12 protein-coding genes are annotated in these 15980 nt (G+C 71.7%); 9 read left to right on the forward strand and 3 right to left on the reverse strand.

Annotation, left to right across the window (positions count from 1 at the left end; genetic code table 11):
- Positions 1 to 123 precede the first annotated feature (123 nt).
- The 3 genes from EBO15_RS26975 to EBO15_RS26985 all read left to right on the forward strand — a co-directional run bounded on the left by EBO15_RS26975 (position 124) and on the right by EBO15_RS26985 (position 2634).
- Positions 124 to 1335 carry an MFS transporter gene (locus tag EBO15_RS26975; protein WP_199744830.1) on the forward strand — a complete coding sequence of 404 codons (1212 nt, stop codon included), beginning with the start codon at positions 124 to 126 and terminating at the stop codon, positions 1333 to 1335.
- 110 nt (positions 1336 to 1445) lie between these two features.
- Complete coding sequence (locus EBO15_RS26980; RefSeq protein ID WP_122197256.1) at positions 1446 to 1946, forward strand: hypothetical protein; 501 nt, start codon at positions 1446 to 1448, stop codon at positions 1944 to 1946.
- Between the two features lie 58 nt (positions 1947 to 2004).
- Positions 2005 to 2634 (forward strand): DUF305 domain-containing protein, encoded by a 630-nt coding sequence (locus EBO15_RS26985; protein WP_122197257.1) that lies wholly within the window; start codon positions 2005 to 2007, stop codon positions 2632 to 2634.
- Between the two features lie 25 nt (positions 2635 to 2659).
- Here EBO15_RS26985 and EBO15_RS26990 read toward each other — a convergent pair whose 3' ends face one another.
- Complete coding sequence (locus EBO15_RS26990; protein WP_122197258.1) at positions 2660 to 4225, reverse strand: dolichyl-phosphate-mannose--protein mannosyltransferase; 1566 nt, start codon at positions 4223 to 4225, stop codon at positions 2660 to 2662.
- A 189-nt stretch (positions 4226 to 4414) separates the two neighbouring features.
- Here EBO15_RS26990 and rsmI point away from each other — a divergent pair, with 189 nt between their 5' ends.
- Both rsmI and EBO15_RS27000 read left to right on the forward strand, forming a co-directional pair.
- A complete protein-coding gene (gene rsmI, locus EBO15_RS26995) occupies positions 4415 to 5275 on the forward strand; it encodes a 16S rRNA (cytidine(1402)-2'-O)-methyltransferase (protein WP_122197259.1) in 861 nt (286 codons plus the stop codon).
- 117 nt (positions 5276 to 5392) lie between these two features.
- Positions 5393 to 5695, forward strand: a complete 303-nt coding sequence (locus EBO15_RS27000; RefSeq protein WP_147481660.1) for a hypothetical protein — start codon at positions 5393 to 5395, stop codon at positions 5693 to 5695.
- Positions 5696 to 5985: 290 nt separating this feature from the next.
- Here the strand turns inward: EBO15_RS27000 and EBO15_RS27005 are convergent, their stop codons facing one another.
- Positions 5986 to 7644: a hypothetical protein gene (locus EBO15_RS27005; RefSeq protein ID WP_199744831.1), complete on the reverse strand. Its 1659-nt coding sequence runs from the start codon at positions 7642 to 7644 to the stop codon at positions 5986 to 5988.
- 311 nt (positions 7645 to 7955) lie between these two features.
- Between EBO15_RS27005 and EBO15_RS27010 the strand changes: the two genes are divergently transcribed.
- Together EBO15_RS27010 and EBO15_RS27015 are read left to right on the forward strand one after the other, a co-directional pair.
- Positions 7956 to 9359 carry a glycosyltransferase family 2 protein gene (locus tag EBO15_RS27010; RefSeq protein ID WP_122197261.1) on the forward strand — a complete coding sequence of 468 codons (1404 nt, stop codon included), beginning with the start codon at positions 7956 to 7958 and terminating at the stop codon, positions 9357 to 9359.
- 318 nt (positions 9360 to 9677) lie between these two features.
- Positions 9678 to 11471, forward strand: a complete 1794-nt coding sequence (locus tag EBO15_RS27015; protein WP_122197262.1) for a phospholipid carrier-dependent glycosyltransferase — start codon at positions 9678 to 9680, stop codon at positions 11469 to 11471.
- 27 nt (positions 11472 to 11498) lie between these two features.
- On the opposite strand, the gene EBO15_RS27020 is transcribed toward EBO15_RS27015, so the two are convergent.
- Positions 11499 to 13139, reverse strand: coding sequence for an ArnT family glycosyltransferase (locus tag EBO15_RS27020; protein WP_233616458.1), 1641 nt, complete (start codon positions 13137 to 13139; stop codon positions 11499 to 11501).
- A 205-nt stretch (positions 13140 to 13344) separates the two neighbouring features.
- Between EBO15_RS27020 and metG the strand changes: the two genes are divergently transcribed.
- Positions 13345 to 15141 (forward strand): methionine--tRNA ligase, encoded by a 1797-nt coding sequence (gene metG / locus EBO15_RS27025; protein ID WP_122197263.1) that lies wholly within the window; start codon positions 13345 to 13347, stop codon positions 15139 to 15141.
- Complete coding sequence (locus EBO15_RS27030; protein ID WP_122197264.1) at positions 15138 to 15980, forward strand: TatD family hydrolase; 843 nt, start codon at positions 15138 to 15140, stop codon at positions 15978 to 15980. The genes metG and EBO15_RS27030 overlap by 4 nt, the downstream gene beginning before the upstream one ends.

The raw sequence follows: 15980 nt of genomic DNA on the forward strand, positions 1-15980 counted from the left end.
TCCGGGACTCGGGTGACGCGCTCGCGCCGGTCGCGGCCGCCATGGGTTTTTCCAGCGGCAGTTTACGTGATACGTATGATGCAGCCCCTCAGTAATACGTATGACTAAACCCCTCGGAGTGTGATGCGCGGCTACGTGGAGTTCCTTCGTGCCCCGTTCGCGGCGCGGCTGCTCGGCGGAACCCTGCTCGGACGGCTGCCCAACGGGATGGCGATGCTCGCCGTGGTCCTCCACGTGCGCGCGGCGGGCGGCGGCTACCCGCTCGCCGGGACGCTCGGCGCGGTGCTCGGGCTCTCCACGGCCGTCGGCCAGCCCGTCCTCGGCCGCGCGATGGACCGGTTCGGGCAGGCGCCCGTGCTGCTCCCGGCGTCGGTCGCGTCCGCCGCCGGGTTCACGCTGCTCGCCGCGTTCGGCGCCGACCCGCTCGCGGTGACCGTCCTCGCCGTCGTCCTCGCCGGGTTCTCGACGCCGCCGCTGGAGGCCGGGCTGCGCGCGCTCTGGCCGTCCGTCCTGTCCGACCCGGGCCAGGTGCACGCCGCGTACGCGCTGGACGCCGCCGCGCAGGAGATCCTCTTCACCGTCGGCCCGCTGCTGGTCGTGGCCGCCGCCGCGATCAGCACCCCGGCCGCGCTGCTGCTCACCGGCGCCCTCGGCATCATCGGGACGATCGTCGTCGTCACCGCGCAGCCGTCACGCCGGTGGCGCGGGGAGCCGCGCACGGGCGACTGGGCCGGGCCGCTGCGCTCGTCCGGGCTGCGCGTCCTGCTCGCCTCGCTGAGCATGGCGGGCATCGCGCTCGGCGTGTACGCGGTCGCCGTCGTCGCCTACGCCGAACGGCTCCACTCCGAGACCGCGTCCGGGGTGCTGCTGGCCGCGATGTCGGCGGGCGCCCTCACCGGCGGCCTCGTCTACGGCGCCCGGAGCTGGCCGGGTGAGCTGCACGTCCGGCTGCCGTGGCTGCTCGTCCTGCTCGCCGCCGGGTACGCGCCGCTCGCGCTCGCGCCGGGCCTGCCGCTCATGACGGTCCTGGCGTTCGTCAGCGGCGTGTTCCTCGCCCCCGTGCTGGCCTGCTCCTTCTCCCTGGTGGACCGGCTCGCCCCCGCCGGGACGGTCACCGAGGCGTTCGCCTGGATCGTCGCCGCGATCGGCGCGGGCAGCGCCCTCGGCTCGTTCGTCGCCGGGTACGGCGAGCACCTCGCGGGCGTGTCCGGCGCCTTCGCCGGGGCGGGCCTCGGCGGCGTCCTCGCCCTCCTGGCCTGCCTCGCGGGCCACCGGACCCTCCGTCCGCGGCCCGTCACGTCGGAATCCCTGACCCGCGGCGCGCCGGTCTCCTGAGCCACCCCTCAGGACCGGCGCGCCGCGCCCTTCTCTCCTCCGATCCGGGGTGGCCGGGGCCACAGGAGAGCGGAGGCGTGGCCCCCGGCGCGGGCCGGTAGGATCGCGGCATGAACGGGCGGGGGGTATCCAGGAACGCGGCGCTGACGCTGCTCCTGGGCACCCTGCTCGCGGGACTGTTCCTGATGCACGGACTGTCCGCGAGCCCGTCCCCGATCCACTTCTCCGACCCCGTCCAGGTGTCGGCCCCCGGCATGACGGCTCCGGGCATGACGGCTCCGGGCATGACGGCTCCGGGCATGACCGCTCGGGGCACGGCGTCCTCCGGTATGGCGGCCCCCGGTGGGGCGGGCCATCACGCGCCGGACGCGACGACCCCCGCCCGCGCCGTCTCCGCTCACGCGGGCATGCTCCATGACATGGGCGGATGCCTCGGCGGGACGGTCTGCCTGGCGCTCCTGGTCTTCGGCGTCATCGCCATCGCCCTCACCGGACGGTCCGTCGCCCTGCTGCCCGCGCGGCTCCCGTCCGGCGTCCGCTGGACGCGCCGCCGCGGCCCGCCGTCCGCCCGTCCGCCCGATCTCCACCGGCTCTGCGTGATGCGGCTGTAAGAGGTCCGCCCGACCTCGTGACTCAGCCGGAGCACCCAGAAGCACAGGAGATCGACAAATGAAGAAGCAGAGCATCGCGGCCGTCGGCATGGCGGTCCTGATCGGCCTCGGCACCGCCGCCTGCGGCGGGAGTGACAAGAAGGACGACACGATGTCCGGCCACGACGGCATGTCGATGCCGAGCTCGTCCGCGTCCGCGTCCGCGCCTGCCTCACAGGGCGGCCACAACGCGCAGGACGTGATGTTCGCGCAGATGATGATCCCGCACCACCGGCAGGCCGTGGACATGGCCAAGACCGTCCTCGCCAAGGGCGTCGACCCGAAGGTGAAGAACCTCGCCGAGCGCGTCGAGAAGGCCCAGGCCCCGGAGATCGAGAAGATGTCCGGCTGGCTGAAGGGGTGGGGCGAGTCCGTCCCGGCCCCGGGCGGTCACTCGATGGCGGGCATGGGGCACGACATGGCCGGGATGATGACCGAGAAGCAGATGGCCGACTACGACAAGGCGTCGGGCAAGGAGCTCGACCGGATGTTCCTGACCATGATGATCGAGCACCACAAGGGCGCCGTCACCATGGCCCAGCAGGAGCAGAAGACCGGTTCGGCGCCCGAGGCCAAGGCCCTCGCCGACGCGATCATCAAGGCGCAGCAGGCCGAGATCACCGAGATGCGCGGCCTGCTGAAGTCCTGACGGCCGGTGGCGGCCGGATCTGCGGCTAGATCCAGGACTTGAACCAGATCCGGTCGTGCCAGGCGTCGAACGAGATCACCTGCGCCGACAGGATCGGGTAGAAGTAGGCGAAGTTCGCCAGCACCACCAGCAGGAACGCGCCCGCCGCGGCCGCGCCGAGCACCCGGCGCGGCCCCGGCGGCCGCTCCGGCCCGATGAGGTACCCGAGCACCAGCACCACCGCGATGATCATGAACGGGACCATCGGGGTGGCGTAGAAGAGGAACATCGTCCGGTCGGCGAACGCCGACGGGAACCAGGTCAGCCAGCCCGCCGTGAAGCCCAGGACGGCCGCCCCCGCCCGCCAGTCGCGGGTCACCAGCCAGATCCCCAGCACGATGATCAGCGCCGCGATCGCGCCCCACCACAGCGCCGGGGTCCCGATGCCCAGGATCTCGCTGGAGCACTTGGACGACCCGCAGCCCGACGGCTCGGTGTAGTAGAACGCCACCGGACGCCGCAGCACCGGCCAGTCCCACGGCCACGACTGGTACGGATGGTGGTCGTGCAGGCCGTTGTGGAAGTGCAGCATCTCCTTGTGGTACTTCCACAGCTTCGGCAGCGCCTCGAACGGCCGCCACAGCGGGTTCGACGACGGCGTCCCCCGGTCCCAGCCGCCCGCGTTGAAGATCCACCCGGACCAGGTCACCAGGTAGGTGACCAGCGAGACCCCCACGATCTGGAAGAACGCCGGGACGGCGTCCAGCATCAGGGTGCCGGCCACCGGGGCCCGCACGCCCGCCGCGCGCCGCGCGCCGTAGTCCCACAGGACGACCATGATCCCGAACGCCGCGATGTAGAAGACGCCCGTCCACTTGGTCGCGACGGCCATGCCGAGGCAGACGCCCGCGGCGATCCGCCAGCCGTGCAGGACGAACGGCCCGTACACCGACGTGTCGCCGCGCTCGATCAGGTCGGCCAGGCGCTGCCGCGACTTGTCCCGGTCGACGACCAGGCAGCCGAACCCGGCGAGGATCCAGAACATGACGAAAACGTCGAGCAGCGCGGCCCGGCCCGTCACGAACGACAGGCCGTCCAGCGCGAGCAGCAGGCCCGCCGCGCAGCCGAGCAGCGTCGACCCCGTCATCCGCCGGACGACCCGGGCCAGGATCAGCACCGCGAGCGTCCCGCACAGCGCGGGCATGAACCGCCAGCCGAACGGCGTCGCGCCGAACAGCCACTCGCCGATGGCGATCATCCACTTGCCCGCCGGAGGGTGGACGACGAAGCTCCCGCCGTCCGACCAGATGTTGGCGTGCGGATCGGCGATGAGCATCTTGTCGGCGTCCTTGACCGTCGTGTGCTCGTAGCCGAACTTCAGCAGCGACAGCGCGTCCTTGGCGTAGTAGGTCTCGTCGAAGACCACCGCCTTGGGCGAGCCGAGCCGGTAGAACCGGAGCAGCCCGGCGAGCGCGGTCACCAGCAGCGGGCCCAGCCAGCCGGCCAGGGCGCCGCCCGGGATCGGCGGGGCCAGCCAGTCGCGCAGCCTGGACGGGTACGTAGGCTGCGGCGCCGCTGAGGTCTCGGCGGGCGTCAGGTCCGTCATCGCCATCCGACCATCGTAGGTGAGCCCCCGAGCCCAAACGTGGACCTTCCGGGCCGAGACGAGAGTTCACCCGGCCGTCGCCCACCCGCCGGACACGCCCGGGGAACGGCCCGGGGCGCCCCCCTCGAACGGGCTCGGGCGGTCCGGGGAACGGGCACCGGCGTCGGCGCGCCGCCGACCCGCGAGAATGGGGACATGACCACCGAGGCCCAGACGAACACCGGAACCCTCCTGCTGGCGGCGGCGCCCATCGGCCGCCCCGAGGACGCCTCGCGCCGCCTGCTCGGCGCGCTCGCGGACGTCCCGGTCGTCGCCGCCGAGGACACCCGGCGGCTGCGCCGGCTCGCCGCCGACCTCGGCGTGGAGATCACCGGCCGGGTCCTCGCGCACCACGAGCACAACGAGCGCGCCAGCGTGGACGGCCTGCTCGCCGAGCTCCTCGCCGGACGCGACGTCCTGGTGATCACCGACGCCGGGATGCCGGGCGTGTCGGACCCGGGCTACCGGCTCGTCCGCGCCGCCGTCGCCGAGGGCGTCCCGGTGACCGTGCTCCCCGGGCCGTCCGCCGTCACGACCGCCCTGGTCGTCAGCGGCCTGCCCACCGACCGGTTCTGCTTCGAGGGCTTCCCGCCGCGCAAGCAGGGCGAGCGCTCCCGCCGCCTCGCCTCCCTCGCGGGCGAGCAGCGCACCATGGTCTTCTTCGAGTCGCCCCGCCGCCTCGCCGACACCCTCACCGCCATGGCGGAGGCCTTCGGCACGGACCGTCCGGCCGCCGTGTGCCGCGAACTGACCAAGACCTATGAAGAGGTGCGCCGCGGCACCCTCGCCGAACTCGCGGCCTGGGCCCAGGACGGCGTCCTCGGCGAGATCACCCTCGTCGTCGGCGGCGCCCCCGAACGCGCGGGCCTCACCGAACCCGCCGACCTGGCCGCCGCCGTCGCCGCCCGCACCGAGGCCGCGGGCCTCACCCGCAAAGAGGCGATCGCGGAGATCGCCAAAGAGAACGGCGTTCCCAAGCGCCTCGTTTACGAAGCGGTCATCACGGCCGCCGAATAGTCCACGGCCCCCGGACCGATCCAACAGTAGAATTATGGGTAATAAACACCTCGGGCTCCGGATCGGGAGAAGGATGGAACCCGCCTGAGAACAGCGTTCACCGAGGGGGTGGGGATCGTGCACGACGCATGGTCGAACCACGAGGTCTGGGTGTACGAGTGCCAGAACTGCGGTCGCACCTGGGACGAGGAGTTCGAGGTCCGGCACGTGGCGGACGGGCACGGCGGTGAGGCGGTCGCCTACGAGCACGACGGCCACTCCTGCACCACACCCTGGACCGAACATCTGTGTCCCGACTGCCAGCGTGCCCGCGTCCGGGCCTGGCCGGCCCCGTGGCGCCGCCACCGTGCCGTCCCCCCGACGCGCAGGGGCGACGACCTGGAGCTGGTCTTCCGGCTCCGCCGCCTGCACGCGTATTAAGAAGAGCCCCCGGCTCCGCGCCCCTCGCCCGGCGGCTCGGACGCGGCCCGGTGACTCGTGCGAGCGCGGCAACGCTTCGCGGCCGACAGTGCGGAGGCTCGCCTTCCGCATCGCCCACGCACTGTCGGTAACGCGCTCGCGCCGGTCGACGTCATCGCCTGGCTCCCCGCCGCCCAGGTTCCCCCGCCGCCCAGGTTCCCCGGCCGCCCGGGTTTTCGGCCGACCAGGTTTTCGCCGGGTTATTTTTGCGTTCTTTAATATTTAGGCGGCGTTGATATGGGGGCAGGAATTCAGGCGGAGGCCGGCTCGGCGGCCGGCGTGGTGGTCTTGTTCTTGCGCCAGAAGAGCAGTCTCGCGTATTTCGCCCGGACCTCCGCGGTGAAGGCCATGCCTGCGGCCAGGCAGGCCAGGGGGACGGCGGGCAGGACGTACCGGTAGTCGAACTCGGCCGTCGCGGCGGGGGCCAGCAGCAGGCCGATCGCGAGGACCCAGGGGAGGAGCGCCGGGCCGCCGAAGCGGCGCCAGAGGGGGGCCATGGCGCCGAGACCGATCACCAGCAGGACGCCCAGCATGGTGCCGCGGAGGTAGACATGGTCTTGGTAGACGCGGATGACGTCGGCGAACGGGTGCGTGAGGCGGGTGCCCGCCGAGCCGTGCTCGTAGGCGTTGGCCTCCTCGGCGGCGGTGGCGCCGCTGCCCATCGGCCAGGTCGGCAGGGCGCCGGCCTTGGTGCCGAACTCGTACTGCGCGTAGGTCGCCTTGTCGGGGAAGACCGTCCGGTTCCAGGCGAAGACGCGGAAGAAGTCGTGCGCGACGGTCGCCGCGTAGTCGCCGGGCTGGGCCAGGATCACGCGCTTGGCGTAGTCGTTGCCCAGGCGGTTCTTCTCCGGGTCCCAGCGGGTGCCGGTGTAGCGGTTGAGCGGGGACGCGGCGTTCCAGATGCCGTCCTGGGAGTTCGGCAGGCGGGTGCCGTTCTTCTCGGTGCAGAGGATCATCTCCTCCACCGGCAGGTTCTTGATCTTGTGGCAGTCGGCGAACTTGTACACCCGGGCGAACAGGAAGAACCCGTTGCTCTCGGTGATCGCGAACTTGCCCTCCTCGACCTTGTACCAGGACATGTACGCCACGACCGGGAGCGCGCACGCGACGACCGTCGCGGCCAGCACGCGCCAGTTCGTCCAGCGGACGACCATGTAGCCGAGCACGCCCAGCAGCACCGGCAGGCCGACCGAGCGGGTCAGCCACGACACCCCGATGACCAGGCCGATCAGCGCCCCGACCCGCCAGGACGGACGGTCCTTCCAGAGCAGCAGCGTGACCGCGGCCATCGTCAGGAAGGTGAACTGGACGTCCGACAGGACGAGCTGCTCGAGCTGGATCTGGTAGGCGTCCAGCAGCACCGGGGCGGCGGCGAGCGTCGCGCCCCAGCCCGGGAGCGAGAACCGGTGCCGCAACACCGCGTAGACCATGACGCCCATGCCGAGGCCCATGAGGTGCTGGACGCCGACGACCAGGGCGAAGCTGTGGAACGGCTTGAGGATCCACAGATAGAAGGAGTAGCCGTCGGGCCGCAGCTGGTGCGGATACGGGCTCATCGCGACGTGCAGGTAGTCGAAGCTGTCGTTGAAGAACATCGCCGGCCGGTAGCCGACCATCGCGATCCCGCGCAGCGCCGCCGCTATGACCAGGATCACAGTGAACAATGGGTTTCGGCGGACGAGAGTGCCGAGACGCGCCGTCGCGCGGCGCGCCCGGCCCGCGGCGGAGGCCCACCTGCCTGCGTCCGGAGTCCCCGCGTTGGCGGTCTCCTGCTCGGCGGCGTCGATCACCGCCTGGATCTCGGTGTCGCTGACGTCCGCGCCGACGTCCTCGCCCGTGCCCGTCGCCGGCGCGTCGCCGGTCGTCGCGACCGGTCCCTCGGGCACCCCGTCGACCGGGGGTTTCGCCATCGCGGCGTCTCCTGCCTGCGCTCCCGGACCGGACCCGGCGGATCCCCGTTCTCCCGCCTGCGTCACAGCGGCCCCACCCCTCCCGGGCCGTGGTGCCCGTATGCTTGTGCCCCTAGCGTGCCGCCGGCGGCCGCGGCGGAGAGGGTCTTCGTGTTGCGAACACGCAACACGATACGGGCGCTCTCGGGCCTTGCGGCCCGCTTCATCCGTGTCCGGCGGGCATCATGAACGATGACGGGCCGTCCGGCGGAACACGTCGAGAGTATGTGGAAGCGCCGCGGACGGTTACCAGGGGTAACGAAGGAGATCGCGTGGAACTCTCCGTAGTGATGCCATGTCTGAACGAGGCAGAGACGCTCGAAACCTGCATCCGCAAGACGCTGGCGTTCTTCGACGAGCAGGGCATCGATGGCGAGGTCGTCATCGCGGACAACGGCAGCACCGACGGCAGCCAGCAGATCGCCCGCGAGGCGGGGGCCCGCGTGGTCCCGGTCGCCGACAAGGGCTACGGCAACGCCCTGATGGGCGGCATCCGCGCCGCGCGCGGCACCTACGTCGCCATGGGCGACGCCGACGACTCCTACGACTTCGCGACTCTCGGACCGTTCCTCGAGGACCTCCGCGCCGGCGCCGACCTGGTCATGGGCAACCGGTTCCAGGGCGGGGTCGCCGAGGGCGCCATGCCGCCGCTGCACCGCTACCTGGGCAACCCGGTGCTGAGCTTCGTCGGCCGGCTCTTCTTCGGCAGCAAGATCGGCGACTTCCACTGCGGGCTGCGGGCGTTCAACCGGCAGTCGATCCTGCGCCTCGGCCTCCAGACCGGCGGCATGGAGTTCGCGAGCGAGATGGTCGTCAAGGCGACCCTCGCCAAGCTCGACATCCGCGAGCGGCCGACCACGCTGTCGCAGGACGGCCGGTCGCGACCGCCGCACCTGAACACCTGGCGGGACGGGTGGCGTCATCTTCGCTTCCTCCTGCTCTACAGCCCGCGCTGGCTGTTCCTGATCCCGGGTCTCGTCTTCATGACGCTCGGACTGGTCGCCGGGATCGCACTGGCGTTCGGTCCCGTCCGGATCGGCGACATCGCGTTCGACGTCGACACCCTCGTGGGCGCGGGCGCGGCGATGGTCATCGGCTTCCAGGCGGTGATCTTTGCCATCCTCACCAAGGTGTACGCGTCGCAGGAGGGCTTCCTGCCGACCGACACCCGGGTGCGCAAGCTGACCTCCTGGCTCAGCATGGAGAAGGGCCTGGTGATCGGCGGCCTGCTCGCCGTCGCGGGCCTCGCCGGACTGGTCGCCTCGGTCATGCACTGGCGGGTCAACAACTTCGGTGAGCTCGACCCCCGGCACTCCCTGCGCATCGTCGTGCCGTCCGCGACCGCGCTGGTGATGAGCTTCCAGACGATCTTCGGCGCGATGTTCGTCTCCATCCTCGGCATCCGCCGCCGTCAGTACCCGCCGCTGGTGGACGCCGCCGACGAGGCCGCGGGCGTCGTCGACGCCGCGGTCGAGAAGGTCGCCGTCGAGCGCAAGGCCGCCGAGAAGGCGACCGAGCAGGCCGCGGAGAAGGCTGCGGAGAAGGCCCCCGAGAAGGTCGCCGTCGCGGCGAAGCCGGGCGGCAAGGCCAAGCCGGGCGGCAAGCCCAAGTCCAAGGCCGCCGAGGGCGCCAAGGCCGCCGAGGCGAAGGACGACTCGGAGACGTCCGAGGCCTGACCTCCGGCACCACGGCACCACGCGCGGCGCTCTCGACGCCGGCGATCTCACACCCCTGACGAGCCTCGGGCCCAGCGCCCGGGGCTCGTTCGTGTTCCCGGACGTCCTCCCTGGTGGGACGAGTGTCCGGGCCCCCGTGCGCGGGGGTGGACGGCGCCGGAGATGACGGGTGGGTGACGGGCGGATGGCCGAACGTCGCTTATGCCGAGAAGTTGCTGAGTGTTTCCAGAGCGAAGACGTCGCATTCGCGGTGTTGTGGCAGCCTGAGGGGGCAATGGATCAACCGTTTGCGACCGTCCGCGCCCGGACGCGGGTCCCGTGCTGACCGACCCCGCCGCCTCGGCCGGAACCACCACCGAGGCCGCGCGGCCGGGGGCGTCGGGGACGTCCGCCGACGCGGATGCCGGGCTTCCCGGAGGACGGCGCTGGGGACCGCTCCTGGTGGCCGCCTGGGTCGTCCAGGTCGTGGTCCGGCTGGCGTTCGCGAGCGGGCAGTCGATGCCGGTCGCGACACCCGACGAGACGGGCTACCTGTTCGCCGCGCGGGTCCTCGCGGGCGGGCCGCCCGCCGACATGTCCTACGGCACGGTGTACCGGGGCGGCTATCCGATGCTCCTCGCGCCCGTGTTCGCGCTCGTGCACGACCCCGAGACGGTCTACCGCCTGTGCCTGGCGGTCAACGCGCTGGTCGGGGCGCTCGTGCTGCCGCTGGGGTACGTCCTGCTGCGGCGCTTCGGGCTCACCCGCGGGCGGGCCCTCCTCTTCGCGAACGTGGTCGCGCTGCTGCCCGCGACCGTGTTCTACAGCGAGTTCGTGCTGACCGACGCGATCCTGCCCGCCGTGGTGCTGGGCTGGCTGCTCCTCGCGCACACGTGGTTCACGAGCGCGAGTCCGCGCGTCCAGGCCGCGAGCGCGGTCGGGGCGTCGCTGCTGGCCGGGTACGCGTGTGTCACGCACTCGCGTGGAGCCGTGATCATCGCGGTGCACGCCGTGCTGCTCCTGGTGGCGGCCGTGCGGCGGTGGCGCCCGTTCTGGCAGACGGCCCTCGCGGCGGCGGCGCTGGGCGCCCTCTTCCTCGCCGGGACGAAGCTGAACGACCACCTGTTCCAGGTGCTCTACCCGATGGGCGACAACGACCTCGAGGGCAACCTGCGGCGCAGGCTGACCACCTCCGACGGGCTCGGCTGGACGTTCTCGCTGGCCGTCGGCCAGCTCTGGTACCTGATCATCGGGACGGGCGGCCTCGCCGGGGTCGGGCTGCTCGGCTGCGGCTCCCTGGCCTTCCGGCGCGGGACCGAGGCGCGGCTGCGGATGGTGGCGCTGGCCGTCCTGGCGTCCATCGCGGGGATCGCGCTCGCGACGTCCGCGGCGCTCCCGGACGAGATCCGCGTCGGGAACTACGTGTACGGGCGCTACCTGGCCTGCTTCACGCCGCTGCTGGTCGGGGCGGGGATCGCGGTGCTCGTCCGGGCGTCCCGGCGGACGCTGGCGCTGGCGGCGGCCGGGACGGTCGCACTCGCCGCGGCGTCCGGCGCGGCGGTGTTCCTGTACGCGGGCGACCGCCTGACCAAGTACGTCTTCACGCCGTTCGACTTCCCCGAGTCGTCCTTCCTGACGATGGACTGGCAGCGGTTCCACCTGTGGCGGGCCACGGCCGCCGGGCTGGCGCTGCTCGGGCTCGCCGTCCTGGTGGTCTGGGCGCTGCGCGGCCGCAAGGCCATGATCGTCCTCGCCGGGGCGCTGGCCGTGGTCGAGGTCGGCATGACCGGGACGGCCACGGCGGAGATCTCCCGGCCGCTCGTCCGGCGGTTCACCCCGATCACGGACCTGGACGGCCTGGCCGCGCCGCACGACCGGGTCGCGGTGGACTGGCAGGTCCCGTGGAAGTTGCGGCTGCCGATGCTCTACAACGTCTGGTGGCACAAGAACGTCGAGTTCGACGGGAACCGGCGCAGGCCCCCGGCGAGCCGCGCCGACCTGATCATCCTGAACTGGCGCAAGGGCGTCCCGCCGGAGAGGACCTGGCGGCACGGCAAGCCGCCGCAGGGCTGGCACATCGTCGGGACCCGGACCAGCCCCGAGGGCGGCTGGGTGGCCTGGCGCCACTCCTGACCGCCCGTCCCTCGGCGGCCATGAGGGTCAGTGGAGGTCGGAGCGGTCCGGCGAGGTGGCGGGCGGCAGGGTCTGGCCCAGCGTGGACGGGTGGTCCCAGATCTGCAGGATGCCGTCGGACGACTTCCAGAGCCGCTGCCAGCCCTTCTCCTGCGTGGGCCGCCATCCGCCCAGGATCTGCGACTCCTGGCCCCGCCAGCGCGTCCACAGGACGGGCGCGCTGTACGCCTCGACCGGCAGGGTGCGGTGGTCGTGCGGCCACGACTGGATCCGCCCGTGCCAGGTCGTGTTCCCCCACGGGTCGCGGGTGTAGAAGGTCAGCGTCTGCGCGAGCCGCCGGTCGGAGTAGATCGTCGTGATGTCGTTCCGTCCGCGCAGCCAGGTCCGCAGCTCGTTCCAGGCGGTGTCGCGGGCCAGGTCCGGGACGGCCCGGACGCAGACGGCCACGTACGACACGGCCACCGCGGCCGCGAGCACCGCGGCCGGAACCCTGAGCCAAAGCCTGGAACGGTCCGGGACGCGCTGCCACAGCAGGGCGACCGTGCCGAAACCGGCCGCCAGGATCGCGGGGAGCACGGCGTCCCAGTAGCGGGGCAGCCAGGCGCGCAGCGAGATCGACTTCGGGTCCAGCACCCCGGAGAGCAGCGTGATCGGGATGGCGAGGGCCAGGAACCAGACCAGCGCGAGCAGCAGCCGCCGGTCCCGCGTGACCAGCCATCCGACGACGCCGGCCGCGACCGCCACGATGAAGACCGACCCCAGCGAGTTCCAGTCGTGGAAGGCGCGGGTGAACGACTCGGCGGCCAGCTTCCGCGTCACGTGGTCGCGGGACAGCCCGCCGTGCTCGGCGGCCGAGATCAGCCCGGCGAGCGGGTTGCCCCAGACGATCTGGTTGTGGACGAGGTCGGCCACCAGGATCACGGCCATCGGGATCCCGACCGTGACGTTGCGCCGCCACGGGATCCGCAGCAGGACGAGGAAGATCGGGATGGCCACGAACATGAACGCGACGAACTCGCGGCTCAGGAAGGCCAGGCCGTAGCAGGTTCCGGCGGCGACGAGCCAGCGGGTCTGGTCGCGTCCCGTCCGGCGGGACGCGGTGACCAGCGCCGCCATGCCGAGTGAGAAGAGGCCCGCTCCGGGCATGTCCGGCAGCATCACGCCGGTGGACCAGCCGAGCTCGTGCCCGAACGGGTTGGTCATCGTGAACAGCGGGTTGACCAGGACGACCAGCACGGACAGCAGCCCGGCGACGTTCCCGAACAGCGACCGGACGGCCAGGAAGCAGCCGACGAAGAACAGCGTCACGCCGAGCGCCGTGACCGTGAAGTAGGCGATCTGTCCCGGTCCGAGCACGTCCTGCGCCAGCCGGGCGGGCAGCACCAGGCCGACCCGTGTCACCTGGTGCGGGACCTCGGAGAACGGCCACTGCTCCAGCGGGACGTGCGGCCAGTCGCGGGCCGCGAGCCACACGTAGTACGGGTCGAAGTACAGCGGGGGCACCATGAGGACGTACTGGAGGCCCACCCCGCAGGCGGCGACCAGGACGCTGAGGGCCAGCGCCAGCCGGTGCCGCCGGAGCCACCGGAGCCGGCCCCGCGCGCCGGGACCGGGCCCGTCCGCCGAGGCTCCAGAGACGGCCGTGGGGGCCGTGTCCGCGTCAACCAAAACCCTGCTCCGCTCCCACGTCTCCGCACGTCATCGGCAGTTCCGCAGGGTATCCGGAGGCTCGCGGGAAGGACCCGTGACGACGCCGAACCGTCAGTGAGCTTTCAGGAACCGTCCCTCGTTCCGTGACCGGACGTTCGGAATCGGTTATCCACAGGCGGGATATCGGTTCGGACGGCCCGGACGGGCCCTCTACCCTTGAACCATGTCCTCGTCGAGCCGACACATCCTCACCGCGCCCGCCTGGCCGTACGCCAACGGGCCCCGCCACCTCGGGCACGTCTCCGGTTTCGCGCTGCCCGCCGACATGTTCAGCCGCTACCAGCGGATGGCGGGCAACCAGGTCCTCATGGTGAGCGGCACCGACGAGCACGGCACGCCGATCCAGGTCCAGGCCGACAAGGAGGGCGTGTCCGCCCGCGAGCTCGCGGACCGCTACAACCTCGCCATCGCCGAGGACCTGCGCGGCCTCGGCATGAGCTACGACCTGTTCACCCGGACCACGACGCGCAACCACTACGCGGTCGTCCAGGAGATCTTCAAGGGCCTGTACGACAACGGCTACATCTTCCCCAAGACCACGATGGGCGCGATCTCGCCGTCCACCGGCCGCACGCTGCCCGACCGCTACATCGAGGGCACCTGCCCGATCTGCGGCTACGACGGCGCGCGCGGCGACCAGTGCGACAACTGCGGCAACCAGCTCGACCCGATCGACCTGATCAACCCGGTGTCGCGGATCAACGGCGAGAAGCCGAAGTTCGTCGAGACCGAGCACTTCATGCTCGACCTCCCGGCCTTCACCGAGGTCCTCTCCCGGTACCTGAAGGGCAAGCAGGGCCAGTGGCGCCCGAACGTGCTGAAGTTCGCCCTCAACCTGCTGGACGACCTCCAGCCGCGCGCGATCTCCCGTGACCTCGACTGGGGCGTGCCCATCCCGCTGGACGGCTGGCGCGAGAACCAGGCCAAGAAGCTGTACGTCTGGTTCGACGCCGTCGTCGGCTACTTCTCGGCCTCGGTCGAGTGGGCCCGCCGCTCCGGCGACCCCGAGGCGTGGCGCGCCTGGTGGCAGGACCCGGACGCCCTGTCCTACTACTTCATGGGCAAGGACAACATCGTCTTCCACGCCGAGATCTGGCCGGCGATGCTGCTCGGCTACGACGGCCAGGGCGACAAGGGCGGCACGCCCGGCTCGCTCGGCGCGCTGAACGTGCCCACCGAGGTCGTGTCGTCGGAGTTCCTGACGATGGAGGGCCGCAAGTTCTCCTCGTCCCGCCAGGTCGTCATCTACGTGAAGGACTTCCTCGAGCGGTACGACGTCGACGCGCTGCGGTACTACATCGCGGTCGCCGGCCCGGAGAACAACGACACCGACTTCACCTGGTCGGGGTTCGTCCGCCGCAACAACGACGAGCTGGTCGCGGCCTGGGGCAACCTGGTCAACCGGTCGGTGAACATGGCCGCCAAGAACTACGGCGCCATCCCCGAGGCGGGCGACCTGAACGACACCGACCGGGCGCTGCTCGCGCGCAGCCGCGAGGCGTTCGGCAAGGTCGGCGCCGAGCTCGAGCGGTCCCGGTTCAAGAACGGCATCACCGAGGCGCTCGAGGTCGTCCGCGACGCCAACCGGTACCTGTCCGACCAGGCCCCCTGGAAGCTCAAGGACGACCCGGCCCGCGTCCAGTCGATCCTGTACACCGCGCTGCAGGTCGTCGACGACGCCAAGTCGCTGCTCACCCCGTTCCTGCCGTCCTCGTCGCAGAAGGTGCACGAGCTGCTCGGCGGCGAGGGCGTCTGGGCCGCGCAGCCCCGGCTGGAGACCGTGTCCGAGGAGGGCGGCCCCGACTACCCGATCCTGACCGGCGACTACACCGTCGAGAAGGCCGTCTGGGAGTCGCGTCCGATCACCCCGGGCGTGCCGCTGTCCAAGCCGACCCCGCTGTTCACCAAGCTGGACGACTCGGTCGTCGAGGAGGAGCTGGCCCGCCTGGAGGGCAAGTGAGCGGGGGAGCCTCCGGGGGCGCGGGCGGCAACGGCGAGGCCGCCCGCCCGTTCCCGCCGCTGCCCGACCGGCTGCCGGTGGACGTCTTCGACAGCCACTGCCATCTCGACCTGGTCGGGCTGCCCGTCCAGGAGCAGCTCGCGTCCGCGAAGGCGGCGGGCATCGCCCGGATCGTCACGATCGGGGTCGACCTGCCGTCCTCGCGGCTGTGCGCCGACACCGCGGACGAGTTCGACGACGTGTACGCGGGCGTGGCGATCCACCCCAACGACACGACCGGCATCACCGACGCCGTCCTGGACGACATCGCCGACCTGGCGCGCCGTCCGAAGGTCCGCGCGATCGGCGAGACCGGGCTCGACTACTACCGCGACTGGGCCCCCAAGGAGGACCAGCACCGCTCGTTCCGCGCGCACATCGAGATCGCCAAGCGCAGCGGCAAGGCCCTGGTGATCCACGACCGCGACGCGCACGACGACGTGCTCCGCGTCCTGGAGGAGGAGGGCGCGCCCGAGCGCACGGTGTTCCACTGCTTCTCCGGCGACGCCGCGATGGCCGAGGTCTGCGCCGAGCGCGGCTACGTGATGAGCTTCGCGGGCAACGTCACCTTCAAGAACGCCCAGCCTCTGCGGGAGGCCCTGGCGGTCGCGCCCCTCGACCTGATCCTCGTCGAGACCGACGCGCCGTTCCTCACCCCGGTCCCGAACCGGGGCAAGCCCAACGCGTCCTACCTGATCCCGCACACGGTCCGCTTCATGGCCGACTACAAGGGGGTCGGCCTGGAGGAGCTGTGTCGCGCCATCGCCGCCAACGGCGAGCGCGTCTTCGGCCCCTGGTGA

It is taken from the genome of Actinomadura harenae (genome assembly GCF_003696215.1).
GTDB lineage: Bacteria > Actinomycetota > Actinomycetes > Streptosporangiales > Streptosporangiaceae > Spirillospora > Spirillospora harenae.